Genomic DNA, 20,064 nt, shown 5'->3' on the forward strand with positions numbered 1-20,064 from the left:
ACGCTTATGCGAAAGTATGAAAATATACGAATAAAATAAACGCAATTACTACATAAACTAAATAACAAGCTAGCTAACAAACTAAATAACAAACAAACTAAAAACAAATGAAGAAGATACAAATGAATAATCAACGATTTCAACCTGTGTTACTCGGTAGCGATATAAACGCATATGGCATGGCTCGAGCATTCCATGAAGAATATGGCATTACTTCAATTGCTTTTGCGCACTTCCAACTTTCACCTACGAAATTTAGCAAAATTGTCGATGTGAGAATTGTTCCAGGCTTTGGAGAACTTCCTACATTCCGCAATACAATGCTTAATTTTGCTAAATCATGGCATGAGGATCATCCTAATACCAAGCTTCTGCTTATTCCTTGCGGCGACGTATATGCGAACCTTTTAAGCCAATGCGGTGATGAATTGCACGAATATTTTGCTTTCCACACATTGCCAAATTCGCTCAATCGCCAGCTTAGCCTTAAAAGCTCATTCTATAAAACTTGTGAAAAATACAATCTTCCTCATCCAAAAACTAAAGTTGTAAACGCTCAAGAAGTAGCAGCGCACGCTTATGAAGATTTGCCATTCAGCTTCCCTATTGCTATGAAACCAGCGAATAGCACTAAATGGCTTGACATTGATTTTGAGGGACGCAAAAAAGCTTTTATTATCAATACTCCGCAAGAACTTGATACTCTTATTCAACGCTCGTACAAAGCTGGCTACGATGACGAAATGATTTTGCAAGACTTTATTCCTGGAGACGACAGCCGCATGCGTGTGCTAAATGCTTACGTTGATAGCAATCATCATGTGCGCATGATGTTTCTAGGACACCCTCTACTAGAGGATCCAACTCCAGAAGCAATCGGAAATTATGCAGCTATTATTCCAGACTACAATGAAGAAGTTTTCCAAAATATTAAAGCATTTTTGGAAGATATACATTACGTTGGCGTAGCTAATTTTGATATGAAATACGATGAGAGAGACGGAAAATATAAGCTTTTTGAAATCAATTTACGTCAAGGACGTTCAAGCTATTTCGTCACTTTAAACGGATTTAATATTGCTAAATATTTTGTTGAAGATTTAATTGACCATAAGCCTTTTGACGGGAATACTGTGTTCGGCCGTGGAGAAAAGCTGTGGATGGAGATTCCGCGATCGATATTTTGCAATTATGTAGCAGAAGGCGATGAAAAGAAGCGCGGTCTTAATATGATTCGTCGTGGCGATTGGGGCACTACGCTAGAATATAAAAAAGATATGAATCTGCTACGCTGGTTGATGATTCGTCATATGTTTTCAATTTACACAAGACGTTATGCAGAATTTTTCCGCAATAAAGCGTGAAAATTATTACGTAACTTTGAAGGGAATATGAGACAATGAAACGTCCGTTTTTTGCTGTACTTGGCGGCATGGGCACACTTGCAACAGAAAGCTATATTCGTTTACTTAACAAAGAAACGCATGCGCATAATGATCAAGAGTTTTTAGATTATGTGGTGTTCAATGATGCTTCTGTGCCAGATAGAACAGCATATATTGTTGGCGAATCATCCGAAAGCCCATTCCCTACTCTTGCAGACGACATAGCTAAAGCAACTGCGATGGGTGCTTCATTTATTGTGCTCACGTGCAATACTGCGCATTACTTTTACGATAAGTTCCAAGCACTTACCGACGTGCCAATTATGCATATGCCACGTGGTGCTGTAGCTGAAGTTTCTAAACGTTACCCAAAGTCTAAATGTAACCGTATTGGATTCTTAGGTACTGCAGGGTCGCGTAAAGCTGAAGTGTATCAGCGCGCTATAGAAGAAGCAGGATACACATTCGTAGCACCCGACGACGATTTACAAAAACGCATTACATCGCTTATTTATGATGATGTAAAAGGCACAGGCGATCTTAATTTACGCCGTTACGAGTCCGTTTTAAGCGACATGCTCGATCCTGCAGGAGCGTGCCGTTGCGACGCACTTATTTTGGGTTGCACAGAATTAAGCGTGCTTAATGAAGCTTTCCCTCTCCCGCAAATACCGTTAGTTGACGCTCAAGCAGTACTCGTAAAAAATACTGTAGAAAAAGCTAAATCTTTGCGAATTAAGTAGCAAAAGATGGCTTAATTTTCAGGACTCGTCAATATTTGGGTGGATTGCTACGCGCTGATCCTTTGGCTTTTTTAGATCCGGATTCACGTGCTCAACAAGCATTGTGCGCGCGTCTCCTGCAGTGACGAAACTACCGCAAATAAGCACTCCGTGACCATAGCCCACACCAAGCTCATCGTCTTCATCAACTAAATCAACGGCAGTTTGAATAGCATCCGGCAACTCGTCAACACGAATTACGCGATCCTCGCCAAATACGCCTACAGCAATCTTTTCGAGCTCTTCTGGATCCATTACACGGTCGCGCCAAGAATTACGCGTAACAACAATCTTCGTCAAAATAGGCTCAAGAACACCCAAGTATTCTTCAACTTGCTTATCTGCCATCATTGCCACAACGCCAATAAGCTGCTCAAAATGATAGTTTTCTTCAATAGTTTCGCGAAGAGACTCAGCAGCATTCACGTTATGTCCACCGTCAATAATGATCGTAGGCGAAGTACGAACCTGCTCAATACGACCAGGAACCTTAACCTGGCTTAAAGCCTCTGCAACTAAATCGCCATCCAAAGCACCATTTACAGGCAGCACAACCTCTGCAGCGGCAAGAGCTGCCAAAGCATTATGAGCCTGATGTTTGCCAAACTTGTCAACCGGAACATCCTCATAAGTGCCAAGAGGCGTACGCAAAGTAACAACCTGTCCACCAACTGCAGGAGTACGAGACACAACTTCAAGTTCGCCATCTCCATAAGAAGAATCGCGCAATAATGTAGCATGATTGCGCTCCGCAACTTCCTTAATAATTGGCAAAACCTTAGCTTCATGCGGCTGAGGACCCAAAATAACAGTGCAATTTGGCTTAATAATACCAGCCTTCGTGCGAGCAATCTCTTCAACAGTGTTTCCAAGCCATTGCATGTGATCCATATCAACCGGCCCAATAATTGCAGCATCAGCATTCATAACATTGGTGGCATCCCATTCACCACCCATGCCAACTTCCATAACAGCAACATCAACAGGAGCATCCGCAAAAGCCCAAATTGCCATGGCTGTAAGCACTTCAAAAAAGCTCATTTTTGGCTTACCGTCAGCCTCCATGCGAGCGTCAACCATGTCGATAATGTCTTTCATTTGATCCCACACATCAACGAACTGATCGTCACTAATTTCCTGTCCGTCAATCATAATGCGCTCGTTTACGCGCTCCAAATGTGGAGAAGTATATAATCCGGTTCGCAAACCGTATGCTCGACAAATCGACTCAGCCATTCGAGCAGTAGAACCTTTGCCGTTCGTACCAGTTATGTGAATAACACGCATAGACTGCTCTGGATGACCTAAAATATCGAGAATAAGACGCATGCGGTCCAAGTCGAGATTAGTTTTATTATGTTCTGGAGCTCGGCTCATAATATTGCGTTCAATATCAACAATTCGCTCATTATTGCGATTTGGATTTTCAATAGACATAACTACTCCCCCTAATTTTTACGCTCGCTCACTCATTTTCCAACTATCTAGATTAGTTGATACCAACAACACACGCATATAAATATGTTGTGACAATATTCACATGACAAAAGCGTTTTAAACGCACTTTGTAAATTGCGTATAAAATCTTGCTATTTTGCACTAAAAAACTCGCATAAAACACTAAATAAGACTATGTTAGTTTATTGACTGTTTATTTACTATTTGTATAATTTGCGCAAGCAAAAATTAACAAGCAAAAATTAAGGAGCCTCATAATGGCAGAATATACGCCAACTGAGCACGGCGAAGAGCTAAAGGCTGACGGAACACAAAAGACAGAAGATCGTGTAAATAACCGTTCACTTCGTCCAAACAGTGATTCTTTTAAAGATTTTATGACGAATAACTGGGATAACCAAGAGCCAGAAGTTAAGGCTCTTGAATCTAGTAGGTATATTCCAGCTCGTTTAGAGGCTCTTTCAAAACGTTTCCCAGGCGAACGTTTAGTTATTCCTGCAGGACAACCAAAGGTACGTAATAACGACTGTGATTATGCTTTCCGCCCAGACACTACATTTGCCTACTACACTGGATTAGGTCAAGACTATGAGGCTGGTGCTGTGCTTGTTATGGAGCCAGTCAACAAAGATGGCGAAGAAGCTAAGGCTGGAAAAACACATGTGCCTGAGCTTTTTGTAGCTCCACGCGCAGATAACAGCACTTCAGCATTTTACAAGGATCCTCACTATGGAGAATATTGGGTTGGCCCTCGTGCAGGCTTAAAAGAACTTAAAGCAATGACCGGCATTGAAACGCGCGATATTGCAGAACTTGACGACGCTATTGCAAAGAATGTAAGCGACGACGCTAATGGTGAGGGCATTCGCGTGCGAATTGTTCGAGAAACGGATCCTGAGCTTACTGCAAAAGTTGAAACAATGCGCGAAGCAAGTGGATTTACTGATGAAGATGCAAACACTTGCGCAGACGACAAATTGCACGAATTCGCTGCAGAAGCACGAATGCTTAAGGACGACTACGAAATTCGCGAAATGCGCAAAGCTATTGCAGCCACAAAACTTGGTTTTGACCGCATGCTTACGCGTTTGCCTAATGCTTTAGGTCATGAGCATTCCGAGCGCATGATTGAGGGTGCTTTTAATTCTGTTGCTCGCGAGGAAGGAAACGAAGTAGGCTACGACACTATTGTTGCTTCAGGCAAGCACGCACCAATTTTGCACTGGATGCGCAATACTGGCGTTGTTTCCAGCGGAGAATTGCTACTTATTGATGCCGGCGTTGAAGTTAACAGCCTCTACACTGCTGACATTACACGAACTTTCCCAACAAATGGCAAATTCACTGACTTGCAAAAGAAGCTTTACCAGTGCGTTCTTGACGCTCAACAAGCCGGTTTTGAGGCAGCTAAGCCAGGTGCAACCTACTCCGATATTCACCATGCTTGCATGCGCGTTCTAGCCGAACACTTGCACGAATGGGGAATTTTGAAAGTTAGCGTTGAAGAATCACTTTCGCCAGAAGGTCAACAGCATCGTCGTTGGCACGCTTGCGGCGTTGCTCATCATCTTGGTTTGGATGTGCACGATTGCGCACAAGCACGCTATGAGTCTTATCAGGGCGCAAAAATTACTCCAGGAATGATATTCACTATTGAGCCAGGATTATACTTTGCAGCTAACGATTTGATGCTTCCTGAAGAAATGCGCGGAATTGGAATTCGTATTGAAGATGATGTGCTAATGACTGAAAACGGTCCAGAATGGCTTTCTATTGACATTCCAAAGCAAATCGATGATGTAGAAGCATGGATGGCTGAACAAGCTCACAAAAGTGATATTTTCCAACATTAAGCAGCAAATCAAAATAATAGAAAAATATAATAAAACGAAATAATAATATAGTACGCCAGCATAAGCTAAGTTAAACGTACGCAATATGGCACTTATGGTGCGCTCTATAGAAACGTAACACGCATTGCGCATGTTACTTATCGAAAGGGCGCACCATAATTGTTTATATAGCATTTTTACAAGCAAAATTTGCATCAAAATGCTTTTGAAGAAGCGAGAAGATATTTAGTAAAAAGTATAGCTCTACAAATTTGCTGCACTGACGCGCGCGAAAGGAATATTTATGACTAAGCCAATTGTTCTTTCACTCGGCGAACTTTTATGGGATTTACTCCCACACGGAAAACGTGTTGGCGGAGCGCCAGCAAATTTTGCATATCACGCACAGTGTCACGGAGCGCAAAGTTGCATGATTAGTGCTGTTGGTCAAGACCAACTCGGCGATGAGCTGATTGACAAAGTAAACAAAGCTGGCATCGCTTCAATTATTCAACGCAACGCTTGGCCAACAAGCACTGTAGAAGTAACACTAAAAAATGGAATACCAGAGTACACTATTCTACGAAATATAGCATGGGATCATATTCTTTACACTCGAGAACTCATTGATTTAGTAGAACGAGCAGATGCAGTATGTTTTGGCACTCTAAGCTTACGTTCTCAAGAAACTCACGACACAATTTTACAATTGTTAAAGCATACTAAGCCTGGAGCAATGAAGTTCTTCGACATTAATATTAGAAGCGATCACTACTCTAAGGATCTTATTGACACATTACTTCAAGAAGCCACAGTATTTAAGCTTAACGATTCGGAACTATTCTTATTGCGCGACATGTTCAATATTCGCGACACTTCAGACGAGGAAGCTTGCAAGTGGTTCCAAGCGCGTTATGCACTAGATTATGTGATTCTTACAGGCGGCTCTACTTTTAGTACGATTACTACTAGCACTGGAGAAAGCTCAACTATCCCAACTCCACACGTTGACGTTCTTGACACAGTTGGTGCTGGGGACTCGTTCTCAGGAACATTCACAGCGCATATTCTTAAAGGAGAAAGCTTACAAGAGGCGCATCGCGCAGCTGTTAATACTGCAGCATTCGTGTGCACTCAAGAAGGAGCATGGCCTAAGTATCCAAAGCAAATACCAGATTACTTGTCATTGGCAGAAAATAACAAATAAAACAAAAAATAAAATTTAAATTATAAGATACAAAAATGCCACTTCATAAACCATAATGAAGTGGCATTATTAATATCTTGTGGGGCCTCAGGGGCTTGAACCCTGGACCGACGGATTATGAGTCCGCTGCTCTAACCGACTGAGCTAAAGCCCCACGCTAACAAAGTTAGCAACGACTAGATTAGCACATACCCATAAACGTCGCCAACTCAGTGAGTCGAATTTTTGACCTTGCTTAAGATTACTGAGCTTGAAATACCGATGATTTCAAGCTCAGTCAAAATCCAAACAAACAAAACCCAACACAAAACCACACCAACCAAAATCTGCCTCCGTCAATAACGACGAAGGCAGACCTCGCTTGCGTTGAAAGCACACAGTGCTTTCAACCTGAGCAAGCTCGACGCTCTGAAGGAGCTTGAAATCCAGATGATTTCAAGCTCGGTCAGAACGTCCAGATGCGAAGTTATCAAGAGCACCAGTTTTGCGCAAAGCCAAATACACAAACCACACAAGCACTCCAGAAAGCAACAATCCACTAATAAGCTCATTAAGCATGTGAATAGTAATATAAGTTGGAGCCTTACCTTGATACTTAGTAAATGTTAAGTAAACTCCATATTCAAACGCTACCAATAATCCAGATACAACGCTTAAAGTCAAATTAAACTTTCGCAAACGGAAAATTAAGAACGGAATCTCCGCAAACACACCCTGCAAAAGTGCGGAAATAAGCGTATCTCGCATATTAAACGGAGTTCCAAGAAGCACCTGTACAAATGCTGCAACGACATTTACATACACTGCAGAACCTGGCTTACGAATAAGCAAAACTGCAAGAGTTCCAGACAAATACCAAACACCATGCGTGATGCTTGCAAAACCAGGAAGAACAGCTGCATTCAAAGTACGAATCAAAGGAATAAACACTAAGCCATAGCCATACAAGATAACGCCAAAAACAGCAGCAAGAGCAGCACCTAATGCGATATCTGCAACACGCCAACGCATGCTTACAACCCTATTAATACTAGAAGCAGCATTACTATCCACTTGATCCGTTACACAATTAGATGATTCTAATCCATTATTATTTGTATTGAAAATATCGCTCATAGGAAATCCTTTTTTAAGCTGCTGCGCATTGTAAATTACTGAATTGAATACTTCCTGACCTACGCAGCCCGGGCAGAAGTACCAATGAGAAAGTGTATCATCTCTAAAAAGCACAACATACCTTTTGTGATATTTAATACATTGTCAGATGTTATATCGATTTATAGAAAAAATATATGAAAAACTAATTGCTGCGCAAAAATAGGGTAAGCAGTAAAAATAGAAATACAAAAATCAGAAATACGAAAAACGAAAAACGCCGCTGGAAACCCAGCGGCGTTGTAATTTGTACCCCCTAAGAGAGTCGAACTCTTGTTGTCAGATTGAAAGTCTGGTGTCCTAACCGTTAGACGAAGGGGGCTTCGAACCAAACCATATGATATTAACACTCAAAAAAGAGTCGCGCAACTCACGGCGTGTTGAGGCTAAGTACAACTGCAAAGCTACGAGAACAGCGGCGGCAAAGCATTATTGTACTATGTAGGTGAAGTCGTGAATCGTGCGACCAGCTTCCAAGCCTTTGCGCTCAAAATTCGTAAGAACTCGACCAGCAAAGCGCTCAGACTCGCTAAAATCTGCGTGCGGAAGAGCTGCTGCAGTATCAGCTGTACCTTTCCCTACATGCTCAATTGGAAGACTTGCGCTTAATTCGCCAATATTTGCAAAATCTTCGCGAGAATCCATAATCTCATGCACATGCAAAGCGTAGTCCTCAATATCTGTAGCAATGCGCCACGCACCCCCTCTACGCAACGCCTGGTGTATTGTAGAGGCAAGCTCTGGCTGCACAATACGACGCTTATGGTGGCGCATTTTAGGCCATGGATCCGGGAAGAAAGTCCAAACTTCTTCTAAAACTCCGCAGTCGCACGCAGCGAAGAAATCAGGAGCGTTAATTTGCGCAATACGAAGATTAGTCAAACCTTGCTTTCCAGCAAGAAGCATTGTGTGAGCAACGCCTGGATCATAAACTTCAAGCGCTAAAAAGTTAGTTTCCGGCAAACGTTCAGCTGCAGCAACAATGTTTTCGCCTTGCCCGGAACCAATTTCAACAATAAGCGGATTATCATTCCCCCACTTATCGCTAATCCAATCATGCGTAATGTTCAAATTTTCGCGCAATCTAAATGAGCCAGGCGCTTCAGTAACGTCTAGCAGGTACTGACTTGCATAACGCTCCTGAGCGTGCTGTAAACGCGCATCTAAGCGCCCAGAACGACGCACAAACGACAATACAGTGCGTTGCTTGGCTTGCATAGTGTTTTCGTTTTCATTTTCAATGCTCATGAGATTACTTTCGTTATTTGGGCTATATGCCTTTAGTTTAAATTCGCATGATTTTAGTCATGCTCGTACGCATCGCTTTTATGCTACCAAAAAGTATAAAAAAGCAGCGAAAGTTGTTAAACAAACGCTGCTCAATTAATTCTTTAGCAAATACAATTTTTAGGAGAACAAATCACGCGCGGTATTGTCGTTCGGAGCATCCTCTACTTTGATATTCACTTGTGCTGGGCTTAGCAAAAATACCCTAGGAGTCACACGCTCAATAGAACCGCGAACACCAAATACAACTCCAGCAGAAAAATCAACAATACGATACGCAACCGATTCAGTTACACCAGTAAGGTTTAAAACCACTGGAACACCGTCACGCAAAGCACGACCTACCATTTGCGCATCATCGTAAGACTTAGGATGAATTGTAGTGATACGACTCATACGACTAGCATTCGCACGAGCAGAACCACCACGCAAATCATTACCATGTTGCGACACAGCAGGAGTTACCGAGCGATCATTATCGAATGACGTTTCTTGAACATCAGATTCAGCATAATCATCATCCTCAGGCACATCTGCCATACCAACGTATGACATCACGTTCTTCATAAAGCCAGCCATGAAGCAACCCTCCTCTCGTCACGCTTAACGCAGAAAATCAGGAATATCTAATTCGTCAGGTTCGGCAGGCTGCTGTACAGGAGCTGCCGCAGGAGAATATTGCTGATTCATTGCAGGCTCAAACATAGAAGGCATAGAAGCAGGTTGTTCTACTTGTGGAGCAGCTTGAGCTTCCTCTTTGAAAGATGAGGTAGACTGTGCAGGAGCTACAGGCTTAACATCTGCTTGCATATCAACAAACTGACCAGCTTTAGCTGAGGACTCCTCCGCCTTAGGATGAGCATCAAATCCAGCAGCAATAACCGTAACTCGAACCTCATCGCCGTAAGAATCATCGAGGGAAAGACCCCAAATAATTTGAGCTTCTGGATGAATAGCTTTACGAACAAGTTCAGTTGCAGCAGAAGCTTCCTGAAGCTTCAAATCACTTGGACCTGCGATATTAATCAAAGCACCGTGAGCACCCTCAATGCTTTCTTCCAGCAATGGGGAGCTAATAGCAATTTCAGCTGCCTGAGTTGCACGATCCTCGCCTTTTGCAGCACCAATACCGAACAATGCGGTACCCGCTCCGCGAAGAACAGCTGTAACATCAGAGAAATCAACATGAATGTAAGAATTCATGGTAATTAAATCAGTAATGCCTTGCACACCTGCGAGCAACGCAGTATCTGCCGTCTTAAATGCTTCAATAATTCCAATAGTACGATCAGAAATTTCCAAAAGACGATCGTTTGGAATAACAATCAACGCGTCAACTTCTTTGCGAAGATTCTCAATACCAAGTTTTGCAGATGCAGCACGTTGCGGTCCTTCAAAACCGAATGGACGTGTAACAACAGCAATAGTCAAAGCACCTTGCTGATGAGCCGCACGAGCCACAATTGGGCTTGCACCAGTACCTGTGCCGCCGCCTTCACCGCAGGTAACAAACACCATGTCAGCACCTTTAAGTGCCTCTTCAATGTCTGATTGATGATCCTGCGCAGCCTTAGCACCCTTTTCAGGATCAGCACCAGCGCCTAAGCCTCGGCTCGAAGCATCAGATAATGAAATCTTTACATCAGCATCAGAACGCAGTAAATCTTTAGCGTCAGTATTAATGGCCACAAACTCTACATTCTGTAGGCCCTCGCTGATCATCCGATTGACGGCGTTACCGCCGGCACCACCGACGCCGACTACCTTGATGATGGTTTTGTCGTTGAAATTGTCAGTCTGGGCAATCTCGCTCACCGTTATCTCCTGTCACTCACGCACGTTTACACAATATTTTAGCGCAAAACGCTCGATACTGACGACGTTTTCACAATAAACTGAAAAAATGTCACTGCTTTGATAATACACCGTGCTATATGCAAATATGAGCACAAGGTGATTTTAATAGAATATTCTCGAAATAATCAGAGCAAAAAAATGACGAAAGCCCTAGAAAACACTAGTAACTTGCATCCATTGGATCATCACCAAATAACGCCTCTCGCTCTTCGTGACTAGTTGTACGAGAATCTAACCACCCATACGGCAAATGAACTTTTTTAGCAAATCTAACTCGTCCACGCGGCGTGTCTAACACCTTTTCTGGCAAACGAAGAGAACCATCAAGCATATCGAGATTACGTTGAACATCCTCAATCGACTCGCACTCCATAAACGCTTTACGAGTGCCACCACCAACAGGAAAGCCCTTTAAATACCAAGCAACATGCTTACGCAAGTCGTGAACAGCCATACGCTCGTCACCATCATAAAACTCAACTAAAAGCTTCAAGTGACGCAAAATAACGGAACCAACTTCTGCCAAAGTAGGATTCACACGATTATCGCTACCTTCGCAAGCATTGCGAATATCAGCAAACAACCATGGGCGACCTTGGCATCCTCGACCGATAGCAACGCCAGCGCAACCAGTTTCCTTAAACATTGCGAGCGCATCTTCAGCACCCCAAATATCACCATTGCCAAAAACGGGGATATTCAGCGCCTCTACAAGCTCACCAATACGCTGCCAGTCTGAATGACCACCGTAATATTCTGCAGTTGTGCGAGCATGCAAAGTTACAGCAGCGCATCCTTCTTCTTGTGCAATATGACCAGCTTGAATAAAAGTTTCATGATTCTCGTCAATTCCAACACGGAATTTAGCCGTAACAGGGATTCCTGCTGGCTCACAAACAGAAACAACGCGATGCAAAATTTCTTGCAACAAATCAGTTTTCCAAGGAAGAGCAGAACCGCCGCCGCGTCGCGTCACTTTTGGAACTGGACAGCCGAAGTTTAAGTCAACGTGGTCAGCCATGTTTTCGTCGACAACAATTCGAGCTGCCTGCTCAACAATAGAAGGATTTACACCATAAAGCTGCAAAGAGCGCACTTTTTCGCTAGGAGCAAAACGGCAAAGTCTAAGCGCTTTTGGATTTCGTGCAACTAGAGCTCGCGCTGTAATCATTTCTGCTACGTAAAGCCCGTCCGGACCAAATTCGCGGCAAATTACGCGAAATGGCCAGTTAGTGATCCCAGCCATTGGAGATAGAACAACAGGAGTTGCAATATGAACTTTCCCTAAATCCACTGGTTTTATAGAAAAATTCATATTGCTTTAACTCCGTTCACTATAATAATAATTTTGCTTATTAATGCTTAAGCACTACTCAAACGCGTATTAGTACAATCCGCCAGCAGTAGCGATTTGTACAGGCTTAGACTCGTCTTCGCCAGCTTCTTTAGCAATATCCGTAGCGCCGTCGGCTGCACGAGTACCAACGATTTCAACAGGACCTTGCGGATACTTAACACGTTTTTCGTTAATTCGGCTAGCAACGTAATCTGCAACCTTGTCCAAGGAAACGCGCTCTTGTTGCATAGTGTCGCGCTCGCGAATTGTAACAGCATGATCTTCCAAAGTATCGAAGTCGACTGTTACGCACAAAGGAGTACCAATTTCGTCCTCACGACGATAGCGGCGACCAATAGCACCAGCCTCATCGTAATCGATAACCCAATCATGCTGACGCAAATCTGCAGCCAAATCTCGAGCAACAGTTTGCAATTCTGGCTTCTTGCTCAAAGGCAAAACTGCAGCTTTAACAGGAGCCAAACGAGGATCAAGTCGAAGAACAGTGCGCTTGTCAACTCCGCCCTTAGTGTTTGGAGCTTCGTCAACGTCGTAAGCATCAACCAAGAATGCCATAAGCGAGCGCGTGAGACCAGCCGCAGGCTCAATAACGTAAGGCACATACTTTTCGCCAGTAGCCTGGTTAAAGTAGCTCAAATCCTCGCCGGAATGCTTAGCATGAGCAGACAAATCGTAGTCAGTACGGTTTGCAATACCCTCAAGCTCTCCCCAATCCGAACCTTGGAAGCCGAATTTGTATTCAATATCGACAGTGCGCTTGGAATAGTGGCTGAGCTTCTCCTTAGGATGCTCATACATGCGCAAGTTTTCTGGCTTCACACCCAAATCAACATACCAACGCACGCGAGTGTCAATCCAATACTGGTGCCAAGCTTCGTCGGTTCCAGGCTCTACGAAGAATTCCATTTCCATCTGCTCAAACTCGCGAGTGCGGAAGATGAAGTTTCCAGGCGTAATTTCGTTGCGGAAAGACTTACCAATATTTGCAATACCGAAAGGTGGCTTTTGACGAGTAGAAGTCATGACGTTCTTAAAGTCAACGAAAATGCCCTGAGCTGTTTCTGGACGCAAATAATGCAAGCTATTTTCGTCTTCAACCGGTCCTAAATGAGTGCGAAGCATCATGTTGAAGTCGCGTGGCTCAGTCCAGTTTCCGCGAGTACCGCAATCTGGGCAAGCAATGTCTTTTAAGCCATTTTCTGGCATTTTGTCGCCATGCTTTTCAGCATAAGACTCTTCCAACTTATCTGCACGATGACGCTTATGGCAATTCAAGCACTCGATCAAAGGATCGTTAAACACGGAAACGTGACCGGAAGCAACCCACACCTGTGAAGGCAGAATAACGGAAGTATCCACTCCAACAACATCTCCACGCGTGGTCACCATGTAGCGCCACCATTCGCGCTTGATATTATCTTTCAACGCAACACCGAGTGGGCCGTAATCCCACGCAGAACGCGTGCCACCGTAAATTTCGCCGGCTGGGAACACAAATCCTCGACGCTTAGCCAAGGAGACGACTTCATCAAGCTTTGAAACAGCCACAATACACCTTTTCGTAAAACTAGAAAATTCGGGTGAAAACGTTGCTATTATAGAAAAACCCTGTGACGCTTGTAAAATTGTTAAAGTAACTGTTAAAGTAACGCAAATTTATAAGTTTGTTGACGCATTATTTGGCGTTGTCTTGTTTTGCTAAATTTGCGTAAGATTACGATTTTAAAGGGATTGTTACTATGAGTGAAAATAATAACGGGAATACAAACGACCACACAAACGCTCACAAAACTAACACGGTCGCAGCGTTGTGTATTGTTCCAAGCGGAGTCGGAGACGAGTTGAGCGAGTACGTGGCGGATGCCGTACAAGTAATTCGCGATTCTGGATTAAAGAACGAAACTAACGCAATGTTCACGAATATTGAGGGCGAATTTGATGACGTTATGCGCGTTGTAAAAGACGCTACAATGGCTTTAGTCAGCAAAGGATACCGTACCGGAGTAATACTAAAATTAGATATTCGCCCTGGTTTTAGCAATCAAATTGACGCAAAAAGTGCGCTTGTAGATAAAATTCTCAACGAACGAAATAAAGAAAAATAAAACTGAAATCAAATAATCTCAAATAATCTCAAAACTCAAAAAAGTTATAATAAAACAAAGGAAAGCAGGAATTTATGCTGCAACTTACGGCAGTTCAAAAAATATTATCCGATTTAGATGAAACCCAAGCAGAACGAGAAAAACAATACAAATACTTTCATCAACATCCTGAACTGTCAATGAAAGAAGATCATACAGCTCAAACAATTATTGATATTCTTAGCAAAGCTGGGATTGAAACAAAGCGAGTTGGAAAAACAGGCGTTGTGGCAGAAATTAAAAACGGCGAAGGTCCTGTTGTTGCTATGAGAGCGGATATCGATGCGCTTCCAATTAAAGAAAATTCAGGAAAAGATTACACTTCAACAGTTAGCACGCAAGACGAAAATGGCAAAACGGTTGGAGTTTCACACGCTTGCGGTCACGATTTTCATATTTCCAGCCTACTTGGTGCCTTGAAGGCTTTTAATGAACATAAAGATGCTTGGAGAGGAACGTACATTGGCATTTTTCAGCCTGGAGAAGAAACAGCTCAAGGCGCAAAAGACTTGGTGGAAAATGGCATTACGAGCATGATTGCAAAGCCCGACGTTTACCTTGGTCAGCATGTGTTGGGTGCTATTCCTGCAGGAACAGTCGGTATTCGTTCGGGCGCATTCTTAACTACTGCAGCTTCGATTCGCGTGCACATTTTTGGTAAAGGTTCGCATGGTTCTATGCCTGAGTTGAGCGTTGACCCGGTGGTTGTTGCTTCATCAATTGTGCTTAAATTGCAGACGATTGTTTCTCGCGAACTTGCAGCTAAAGATTACGCAATTGTTACAGTTGGCGCGCTTAATGCAGGAAGTAAGTCGAATATTATTCCTGATGATGCCGAGCTTTTAATTAACACAAGAACTTATAGCGAAGATACTCAAGAATTTGTGCACAATGCTATTGAACGAATTGTGCGTGGAGAGTGCGAGCTTGCAAGATGTCCTAAAGAACCAGAGTTTACGTATTATGATCGCTATCCGCTTACGAATAATGATCAGAATGCGTCTTTGCGCGTGCGTAAAGCTTTTGATGAATACTTTGGAGAAGATTCTGTAGATATTTCGCGCGCTTCTGCTTCGGAAGATTTTTCTATAGTCGCGAACGCTTTTAAAACTCCTTACGCTTACTGGGGCTTAGGTGGTTTTGCGGATATGCAGAATGCTCCTGGAAATCACAATCCGGCATTCGCCCCAGATTTGCAGCCCACTCTTAATCGCGGATTAGCAGCTGCAGTTGTAGCAGCTTGCGCTTGGCTCGCTAGCGAAAAGTAACAAATCTTAGTGAGATACTAGGCGTTTTTTACGCCACCAAATCTGCGGTCGCGATGCGCATAACGGTCGATTGATCTCCACAGCGCTTCGCGGCCGTAATCCGGGAATAGTTCCGGCACAAAATCAAGTTCCGCGTAGGATGCTTGCCAAGGCAAAAAGTTGCTAGTGCGCTGCTCGCCGGAAGTGCGAATCACCAAATCGCAATCTGGAATATCCGGATTATACAAGTGCTCAGCAATCATTTTTTCACTTACGCGATCGCCTTTAATTTTGCCGTCTCGAATTTCTTTCGCAATTTGCGCGCAAGCATCCGCAATTTCCGCACGACCGCCGTAATTTATGCAAAAAACAACGTCAATGGTTTTATTATTTTTGGTGATTTCTTGCGCTTTTTCCAACTCGTCAATAACAGACTTCCACAAACGAGGACGACGACCTGCCCAACGAACTCGCACTCCCCACTCGTTCATTTGTGCAACTCGCCTATGAATAATCTCCCTAGAAAATCCCATTAAAAAGCGCACTTCTTGCGGAGATCGCTTCCAATTTTCGGTAGAAAAAGTGTATAAGCTTAAATAACGAACTCCTGCTTCTATAGCTCCTGCAATAACGTCAAAAACTACCGGTTCTGCAGCTTTATGACCTTCGGTTCGAATCATTCCGCGCTCTTTTGCCCAGCGTCCGTTTCCGTCCATAATCACACCGACATGACGAGGCACTTTGCCCTTAGGAAAATCTGGTATGCGAGAAGGGTCACTAAAAGGAGCCGCTGGAATATCAAGCGACTTATAATCCACGTTTTCAAAAGCCATACTTACGAATGTAACAACCCCATCGAACGAATAGGTCGCTCAAGATAATATTCAGCCCATTGCTGAACGCATCGCATAGTAGAAGAATCAACCGACACTCCGTCAAGAACAGACCAGTTTCCTTGCGCAAGCGCACACAATTGCAAACGCGTCGAATTAGCACAAACTATTGAATCCGGAGTGTGATCGCTTGCACACATCATTCCACCTGTGCAAGGCGAAAAATAGCATAAATCTTCATTTTTGCCACATACAACACAAGCCTGTAGTCGCGGAGACCACCCAGCTAATGACAATGCTCGCAATATATACGACATGCCAATAGCATCAGGAGAATGCTTATGCTTAGACAATGAAAGTAAAGCCGCAGTAAGCAGACGATACTGCCCTAGCGTATCTTGATATTCACGCCTGTATTCATCTGTATATTCGTTAGAAACAAGCAAATCCACAACTTCAAGCATGACGTTTGCATACTCATAGGACGTATAATCTGCACAAATTTCACCAGCATAAGCAGCAATAGAAACAGCCTGCGAGATTACATCCAAAGATTTACCTTGCGCAAGAAGCAAATCAACACGCATAAGCGGCTCAAGACGACCACCAAAACGTGATTTAAGCCTACGAACTCCCTTCGCAACAGCACGAACTTTACCATGCCGCTTAGTAAGAAGCACAACAATCCTATCCGCTTCACCTAAAGGAAAAGTACGAAGCACAACAGCTTCATCGCGATACAATGGCATGAATCAAACTATATCTTTTTTAATAGTTAGATTAATTACGATCGTTATTTTCCGAATCGTCGCCGCTTTGAGAAGAGCTACCGAAATTAGTAGATTCATCAATATGGCCAATAATTGGGAATGACAAATCTGGAATATCTAAACTCAATGGCTTACTCGGCTGCAAATCAGAAACATGCAACTCCGGAATATTAAGCGAGGAATGCTGCGACGAATGCTGTGCAGGATCTTGAGGAGCAAATGATGGAATTGACTCAGCAGGAGCCGGTGCAGGAGCAGCAACAGGCTTAGGTGCAGCAGGTGAATTATTGCGATTACGAGCTGCAGGAGTGAAAGAAGGAGGTAGTACAGAAGATTCAGAAGAGTTTCGCATTACTGTAGCGCTTTGCAAAAGCTCATCATTGCTATCAGTATCGTTAAGAACATTAGAAGGCTTACTTGCAGCAGCATGAGGTGTAAATATTGCGCGCTCAGACTTATTTAACGCTTCAAACGAATCATTGGAATCTTGATTAGCATAATCTACAGGAGCAAAAATGCTTTGTTTATCATGATTTGGCACGCTAGGTATTGAGCGAGGTGCAATCTTAGGCAACCTATCCGCAGTGTCTTCATCTTCCACAGCATCCTCAACAGGTTTGAATATTGAAGAAGCAGAAGGTTCAGTGGCAGAAGCGGAAGAAGCAGCAGAAGCAGCACTGAAATCAGATGCAGGCTTTCTTGAAGGAGCAAATGATGGAACAGGCTCTTCATAATGGTTATAAGATTCCGTAGATTCTGAAGATTTAGCAGGCTCTTCAGCTTTAGTTACAGGAATAACAGAAGGTGGAACGGAAGGAGGAACAGAAGCAGGAGCAGAATAAGATTCAGATTCTGCTCGAGAGTATGAGGAACTACTATTATCCGCATCAACATACTGTTCTACACGCTCAAAAGATTCCAAGCTGCTAAGCAAACGCACACAAGCGTTTAAATAATAATCAACTTGACGCTCATCATAACCGTGCTTACCATTTTTCTGCGTAAAAATCACATTAGAAACATAAGCAGAATCAATATCTTGCAATGTTTCTTTGTCGGTTTCCCACTCAAGCTCATGACCAAGCATAAGAGCAATCTTATCTAAGGCTTGATCGACCATAATATCCACTTGTTTACGCGCATAAGATGGGTGACGCGAAGAGCCACGATCAAAACGATCTCGATAATCTCTTTGAGCATGTTGCAAAAGTTTACGATAAAGCGCTTCTACACGAGCTTTCCATGCAACTCGTCCGCATTGCGCCAATTCTTGCTCAGTGCACTTATCTACTACCGCACGTTCCAAACGCGATAACGCAGCATCAACTTGACCAATAATGTAACCATTACGCTCCAAGTCAAAAGAAACCTCTTGAATATCTTTCTGCGTGAGTCGAGCTTCATCGCTTTCGTACAAAGTGTGAGCGCGCTCTAGAAAAGCATTCACCTGCGCGACGTTATATCCTAACTTACGCTTACCCACACGCTCCATTGCTGAAGCATTACGAGCGGTATCAGGTTTCTGAGCCATCGAATATCGACCTCCTGAGCACATGTTCTTATTCAGTATACTGTACGCGATTGTTACGACGCGCGCCACACGTTGCATTCGTACACACCATCATGTATGTTTTTAATTTGTTGCGAACGGGCGATTAGCTCAGCTGGCTAGAGCGCCACCTTTACACGGTGGATGTCGGGGGTTCGAGTCCCTCATCGCCCACTTTCTTTTTTATCTATTTTCTGCTTTATCTATTTTCTGCTTTATTTGGTTTGTAGTTTTATTTCACATTGCAGCTTGGCAATTTATTTGCCCCATGACCAGAACCAATAGCTTTTAACGCTCTGTAAGCATCATCCAATGTTTTTACACTTACAACGCGCAAGCCTTGTGGCACATGCCCAACAACTTCATTGCAATTATCGTAAGGTGCTAAGAACCAAGTGGCCCCATCTCTTTTAGCTGCAATCATCTTTAACCGAATACCGCCAATTTCGCCAATTTTTTGCGATTTTTCAATAGTTCCAGTTCCGGCTATCGTCTTACCACCAGTTTCTTGTTCAGGAGTAAGTTTGTCAAGAATCCCTAGAGTGTACATCATTCCAGCAGACGGTCCACCAATATCTTCAATATGTAAACGAACTTTTACATCTTCTTTTTTAATTCCAAGATGCTTAGACGCGTACTGCAACGCAACATTTTGAGCAAGACTTTGCGAATCATCCATCTCATTTGTGGATTCCTTCTCATACTCATCAGCACTCTGCCCTACTGGCACAATAGCTTCACGAGGCAACAAAGTTTTATGAGGATCCATCCATGAAGTCAATGAATAAAATGTTGAAACTTCATATCCAGGAACACCAGAAACATTGACAGTAATCAACAATAACTTACCAGTATCATGATTCTCTTTTACTCGAGAACCAGACATATCAATCACAGGAGTATTTGATAGGGATCCTAAAACATCCTGCGTTGGACCAGGCTCTTCTACAACGTATGCGCTTGGAAGCGACAACGCAAAAATTGCAACAATTACTGTAAAGAATCCTGCAAAATATCGCAAAGAATGCGAAGTAATGTACAAAACTAAAGCATGAGGCAGCGAGCGCAAGAATCTAAAACACGTACGGAATACACTAGCACCTGTAGAAAAGCGAAACATGTTTGTATCATGACACAAGCCCTATATAGTTTTGCTTTAAAATATATTTGCACGCAAGTTATAGCGCATAAAACCATATTA

At 43.1% G+C, this 20,064-nt stretch carries 17 protein-coding genes and 3 tRNA genes; 7 read left to right on the forward strand and 13 right to left on the reverse strand.

Annotation, left to right across the window (positions count from 1 at the left end):
- The first annotated feature begins 122 nt into the window (after positions 1–122).
- Positions 123–1,364, forward strand: coding sequence for a carboxylate--amine ligase (locus tag HXT26_RS04190; RefSeq protein ID WP_101885952.1), 1,242 nt, complete (start codon positions 123–125; stop codon positions 1,362–1,364).
- 35 nt (positions 1,365–1,399) lie between these two features.
- Positions 1,400–2,128, forward strand: coding sequence for an aspartate/glutamate racemase family protein (locus tag HXT26_RS04195; protein ID WP_004573907.1), 729 nt, complete (start codon positions 1,400–1,402; stop codon positions 2,126–2,128).
- Positions 2,129–2,146: 18 nt separating this feature from the next.
- Here the strand turns inward: HXT26_RS04195 and HXT26_RS04200 are convergent, their stop codons facing one another.
- Positions 2,147–3,604, reverse strand: coding sequence for a bifunctional folylpolyglutamate synthase/dihydrofolate synthase (locus HXT26_RS04200; RefSeq protein ID WP_101885951.1), 1,458 nt, complete (start codon positions 3,602–3,604; stop codon positions 2,147–2,149).
- Between the two features lie 278 nt (positions 3,605–3,882).
- Here HXT26_RS04200 and HXT26_RS04205 point away from each other — a divergent pair, with 278 nt between their 5' ends.
- Complete coding sequence (locus HXT26_RS04205; protein WP_422111931.1) at positions 3,883–5,478, forward strand: aminopeptidase P family protein; 1,596 nt, start codon at positions 3,883–3,885, stop codon at positions 5,476–5,478.
- A gap of 283 nt (positions 5,479–5,761) precedes the next feature.
- Positions 5,762–6,664 (forward strand): carbohydrate kinase family protein, encoded by a 903-nt coding sequence (locus HXT26_RS04210; RefSeq protein WP_004105130.1) that lies wholly within the window; start codon positions 5,762–5,764, stop codon positions 6,662–6,664.
- Between the two features lie 80 nt (positions 6,665–6,744).
- Here the strand turns inward: HXT26_RS04210 and HXT26_RS04215 are convergent.
- The 8 genes from HXT26_RS04215 to HXT26_RS04250 form a co-directional block, all read right to left on the reverse strand.
- A tRNA-Ile gene (locus HXT26_RS04215) sits at positions 6,745–6,818 on the reverse strand.
- Positions 6,819–7,099: 281 nt separating this feature from the next.
- Positions 7,100–7,780, reverse strand: coding sequence for an ECF transporter S component (locus tag HXT26_RS04220; RefSeq protein ID WP_032835265.1), 681 nt, complete (start codon positions 7,778–7,780; stop codon positions 7,100–7,102).
- A 289-nt stretch (positions 7,781–8,069) separates the two neighbouring features.
- Positions 8,070–8,141: transfer RNA gene (locus tag HXT26_RS04225), tRNA-Glu, on the reverse strand.
- A gap of 107 nt (positions 8,142–8,248) precedes the next feature.
- Entirely contained in the window at positions 8,249–9,067 is an 819-nt protein-coding gene (gene trmB / locus HXT26_RS04230) for a tRNA (guanosine(46)-N7)-methyltransferase TrmB (protein WP_422111932.1), read from the reverse strand.
- A 159-nt stretch (positions 9,068–9,226) separates the two neighbouring features.
- Positions 9,227–9,685, reverse strand: a complete 459-nt coding sequence (locus HXT26_RS04235) for a cell division protein SepF (protein WP_004105139.1) — start codon at positions 9,683–9,685, stop codon at positions 9,227–9,229.
- A gap of 24 nt (positions 9,686–9,709) precedes the next feature.
- Positions 9,710–10,921 (reverse strand): cell division protein FtsZ, encoded by a 1,212-nt coding sequence (gene ftsZ / locus HXT26_RS04240; RefSeq protein ID WP_032835254.1) that lies wholly within the window; start codon positions 10,919–10,921, stop codon positions 9,710–9,712.
- 202 nt (positions 10,922–11,123) lie between these two features.
- The gene (gene dusB / locus HXT26_RS04245; protein WP_004573903.1) at positions 11,124–12,278 is read right to left on the reverse strand and encodes a tRNA dihydrouridine synthase DusB; all 1,155 of its coding nucleotides are present in this window, start codon (positions 12,276–12,278) and stop codon (positions 11,124–11,126) included.
- Positions 12,279–12,347: 69 nt separating this feature from the next.
- Positions 12,348–13,868 carry a glycine--tRNA ligase gene (locus tag HXT26_RS04250; RefSeq protein WP_116442638.1) on the reverse strand — a complete coding sequence of 507 codons (1,521 nt, stop codon included), beginning with the start codon at positions 13,866–13,868 and terminating at the stop codon, positions 12,348–12,350.
- Positions 13,869–14,059: 191 nt separating this feature from the next.
- Here HXT26_RS04250 and HXT26_RS04255 point away from each other — a divergent pair, with 191 nt between their 5' ends.
- Both HXT26_RS04255 and HXT26_RS04260 read left to right on the forward strand, forming a co-directional pair.
- Positions 14,060–14,425 (forward strand): MTH1187 family thiamine-binding protein, encoded by a 366-nt coding sequence (locus tag HXT26_RS04255; protein ID WP_174164134.1) that lies wholly within the window; start codon positions 14,060–14,062, stop codon positions 14,423–14,425.
- A 74-nt stretch (positions 14,426–14,499) separates the two neighbouring features.
- A complete protein-coding gene (locus HXT26_RS04260; RefSeq protein ID WP_174143518.1) occupies positions 14,500–15,732 on the forward strand; it encodes an amidohydrolase in 1,233 nt (410 codons plus the stop codon).
- A 17-nt stretch (positions 15,733–15,749) separates the two neighbouring features.
- On the opposite strand, the gene HXT26_RS04265 is transcribed toward HXT26_RS04260, so the two are convergent.
- Genes HXT26_RS04265 through HXT26_RS04275 form a run of 3 tightly spaced genes read right to left on the reverse strand, consistent with a single transcriptional unit; the run spans position 15,750 to position 18,845 of the window.
- On the reverse strand, positions 15,750–16,544 hold the full coding sequence (locus tag HXT26_RS04265; protein WP_004105147.1) for an isoprenyl transferase: 795 nt from the start codon (positions 16,542–16,544) through the stop codon (positions 15,750–15,752).
- 2 nt (positions 16,545–16,546) lie between these two features.
- A complete protein-coding gene (gene recO, locus HXT26_RS04270) occupies positions 16,547–17,293 on the reverse strand; it encodes a DNA repair protein RecO (RefSeq protein ID WP_004573900.1) in 747 nt (248 codons plus the stop codon).
- A 31-nt stretch (positions 17,294–17,324) separates the two neighbouring features.
- Entirely contained in the window at positions 17,325–18,845 is a 1,521-nt protein-coding gene (locus tag HXT26_RS04275; protein WP_004573899.1) for a DivIVA domain-containing protein, read from the reverse strand.
- Between the two features lie 118 nt (positions 18,846–18,963).
- Between HXT26_RS04275 and HXT26_RS04280 the strand changes: the two genes are divergently transcribed.
- Positions 18,964–19,037, forward strand: a tRNA-Val gene (locus tag HXT26_RS04280).
- A 58-nt stretch (positions 19,038–19,095) separates the two neighbouring features.
- Here the strand turns inward: HXT26_RS04280 and HXT26_RS04285 are convergent.
- Positions 19,096–19,983: a PDZ domain-containing protein gene (locus tag HXT26_RS04285; protein ID WP_422111933.1), complete on the reverse strand. Its 888-nt coding sequence runs from the start codon at positions 19,981–19,983 to the stop codon at positions 19,096–19,098.
- Positions 19,984–20,064 lie beyond the last annotated feature (81 nt).

Source organism: Gardnerella sp. DNF00497B (genome assembly GCF_049262725.1).
Lineage (GTDB): Bacteria > Actinomycetota > Actinomycetes > Actinomycetales > Bifidobacteriaceae > Bifidobacterium > Bifidobacterium leopoldii.

What these genes read in the sequence shown, in the direction of transcription:
- HXT26_RS04285 (WP_422111933.1), bottom strand. Translation starts at nt 19,983, where the DNA reads ATGTTTCGCTTTTCTACAGGTGCTAGTGTATTCCGTACGTGTTTTAGA.
- HXT26_RS04210 (WP_004105130.1), top strand. Translation starts at nt 5,762, where the DNA reads ATGACTAAGCCAATTGTTCTTTCACTCGGCGAACTTTTATGGGATTTA.
- HXT26_RS04195 (WP_004573907.1), top strand. Translation starts at nt 1,400, where the DNA reads ATGAAACGTCCGTTTTTTGCTGTACTTGGCGGCATGGGCACACTTGCA.
- HXT26_RS04190 (WP_101885952.1), top strand. Translation starts at nt 123, where the DNA reads ATGAATAATCAACGATTTCAACCTGTGTTACTCGGTAGCGATATAAAC.
- HXT26_RS04220 (WP_032835265.1), bottom strand. Translation starts at nt 7,780, where the DNA reads ATGAGCGATATTTTCAATACAAATAATAATGGATTAGAATCATCTAAT.
- HXT26_RS04205 (WP_422111931.1), top strand. Translation starts at nt 3,883, where the DNA reads ATGGCAGAATATACGCCAACTGAGCACGGCGAAGAGCTAAAGGCTGAC.
- HXT26_RS04255 (WP_174164134.1), top strand. Translation starts at nt 14,060, where the DNA reads ATGAGTGAAAATAATAACGGGAATACAAACGACCACACAAACGCTCAC.
- HXT26_RS04235 (WP_004105139.1), bottom strand. Translation starts at nt 9,685, where the DNA reads ATGGCTGGCTTTATGAAGAACGTGATGTCATACGTTGGTATGGCAGAT.
- HXT26_RS04200 (WP_101885951.1), bottom strand. Translation starts at nt 3,604, where the DNA reads ATGTCTATTGAAAATCCAAATCGCAATAATGAGCGAATTGTTGATATT.
- recO (WP_004573900.1), bottom strand. Translation starts at nt 17,293, where the DNA reads ATGCCATTGTATCGCGATGAAGCTGTTGTGCTTCGTACTTTTCCTTTA.
- HXT26_RS04265 (WP_004105147.1), bottom strand. Translation starts at nt 16,544, where the DNA reads ATGGCTTTTGAAAACGTGGATTATAAGTCGCTTGATATTCCAGCGGCT.
- HXT26_RS04275 (WP_004573899.1), bottom strand. Translation starts at nt 18,845, where the DNA reads ATGGCTCAGAAACCTGATACCGCTCGTAATGCTTCAGCAATGGAGCGT.
- HXT26_RS04260 (WP_174143518.1), top strand. Translation starts at nt 14,500, where the DNA reads ATGCTGCAACTTACGGCAGTTCAAAAAATATTATCCGATTTAGATGAA.
- trmB (WP_422111932.1), bottom strand. Translation starts at nt 9,067, where the DNA reads ATGAGCATTGAAAATGAAAACGAAAACACTATGCAAGCCAAGCAACGC.
- dusB (WP_004573903.1), bottom strand. Translation starts at nt 12,278, where the DNA reads ATGAATTTTTCTATAAAACCAGTGGATTTAGGGAAAGTTCATATTGCA.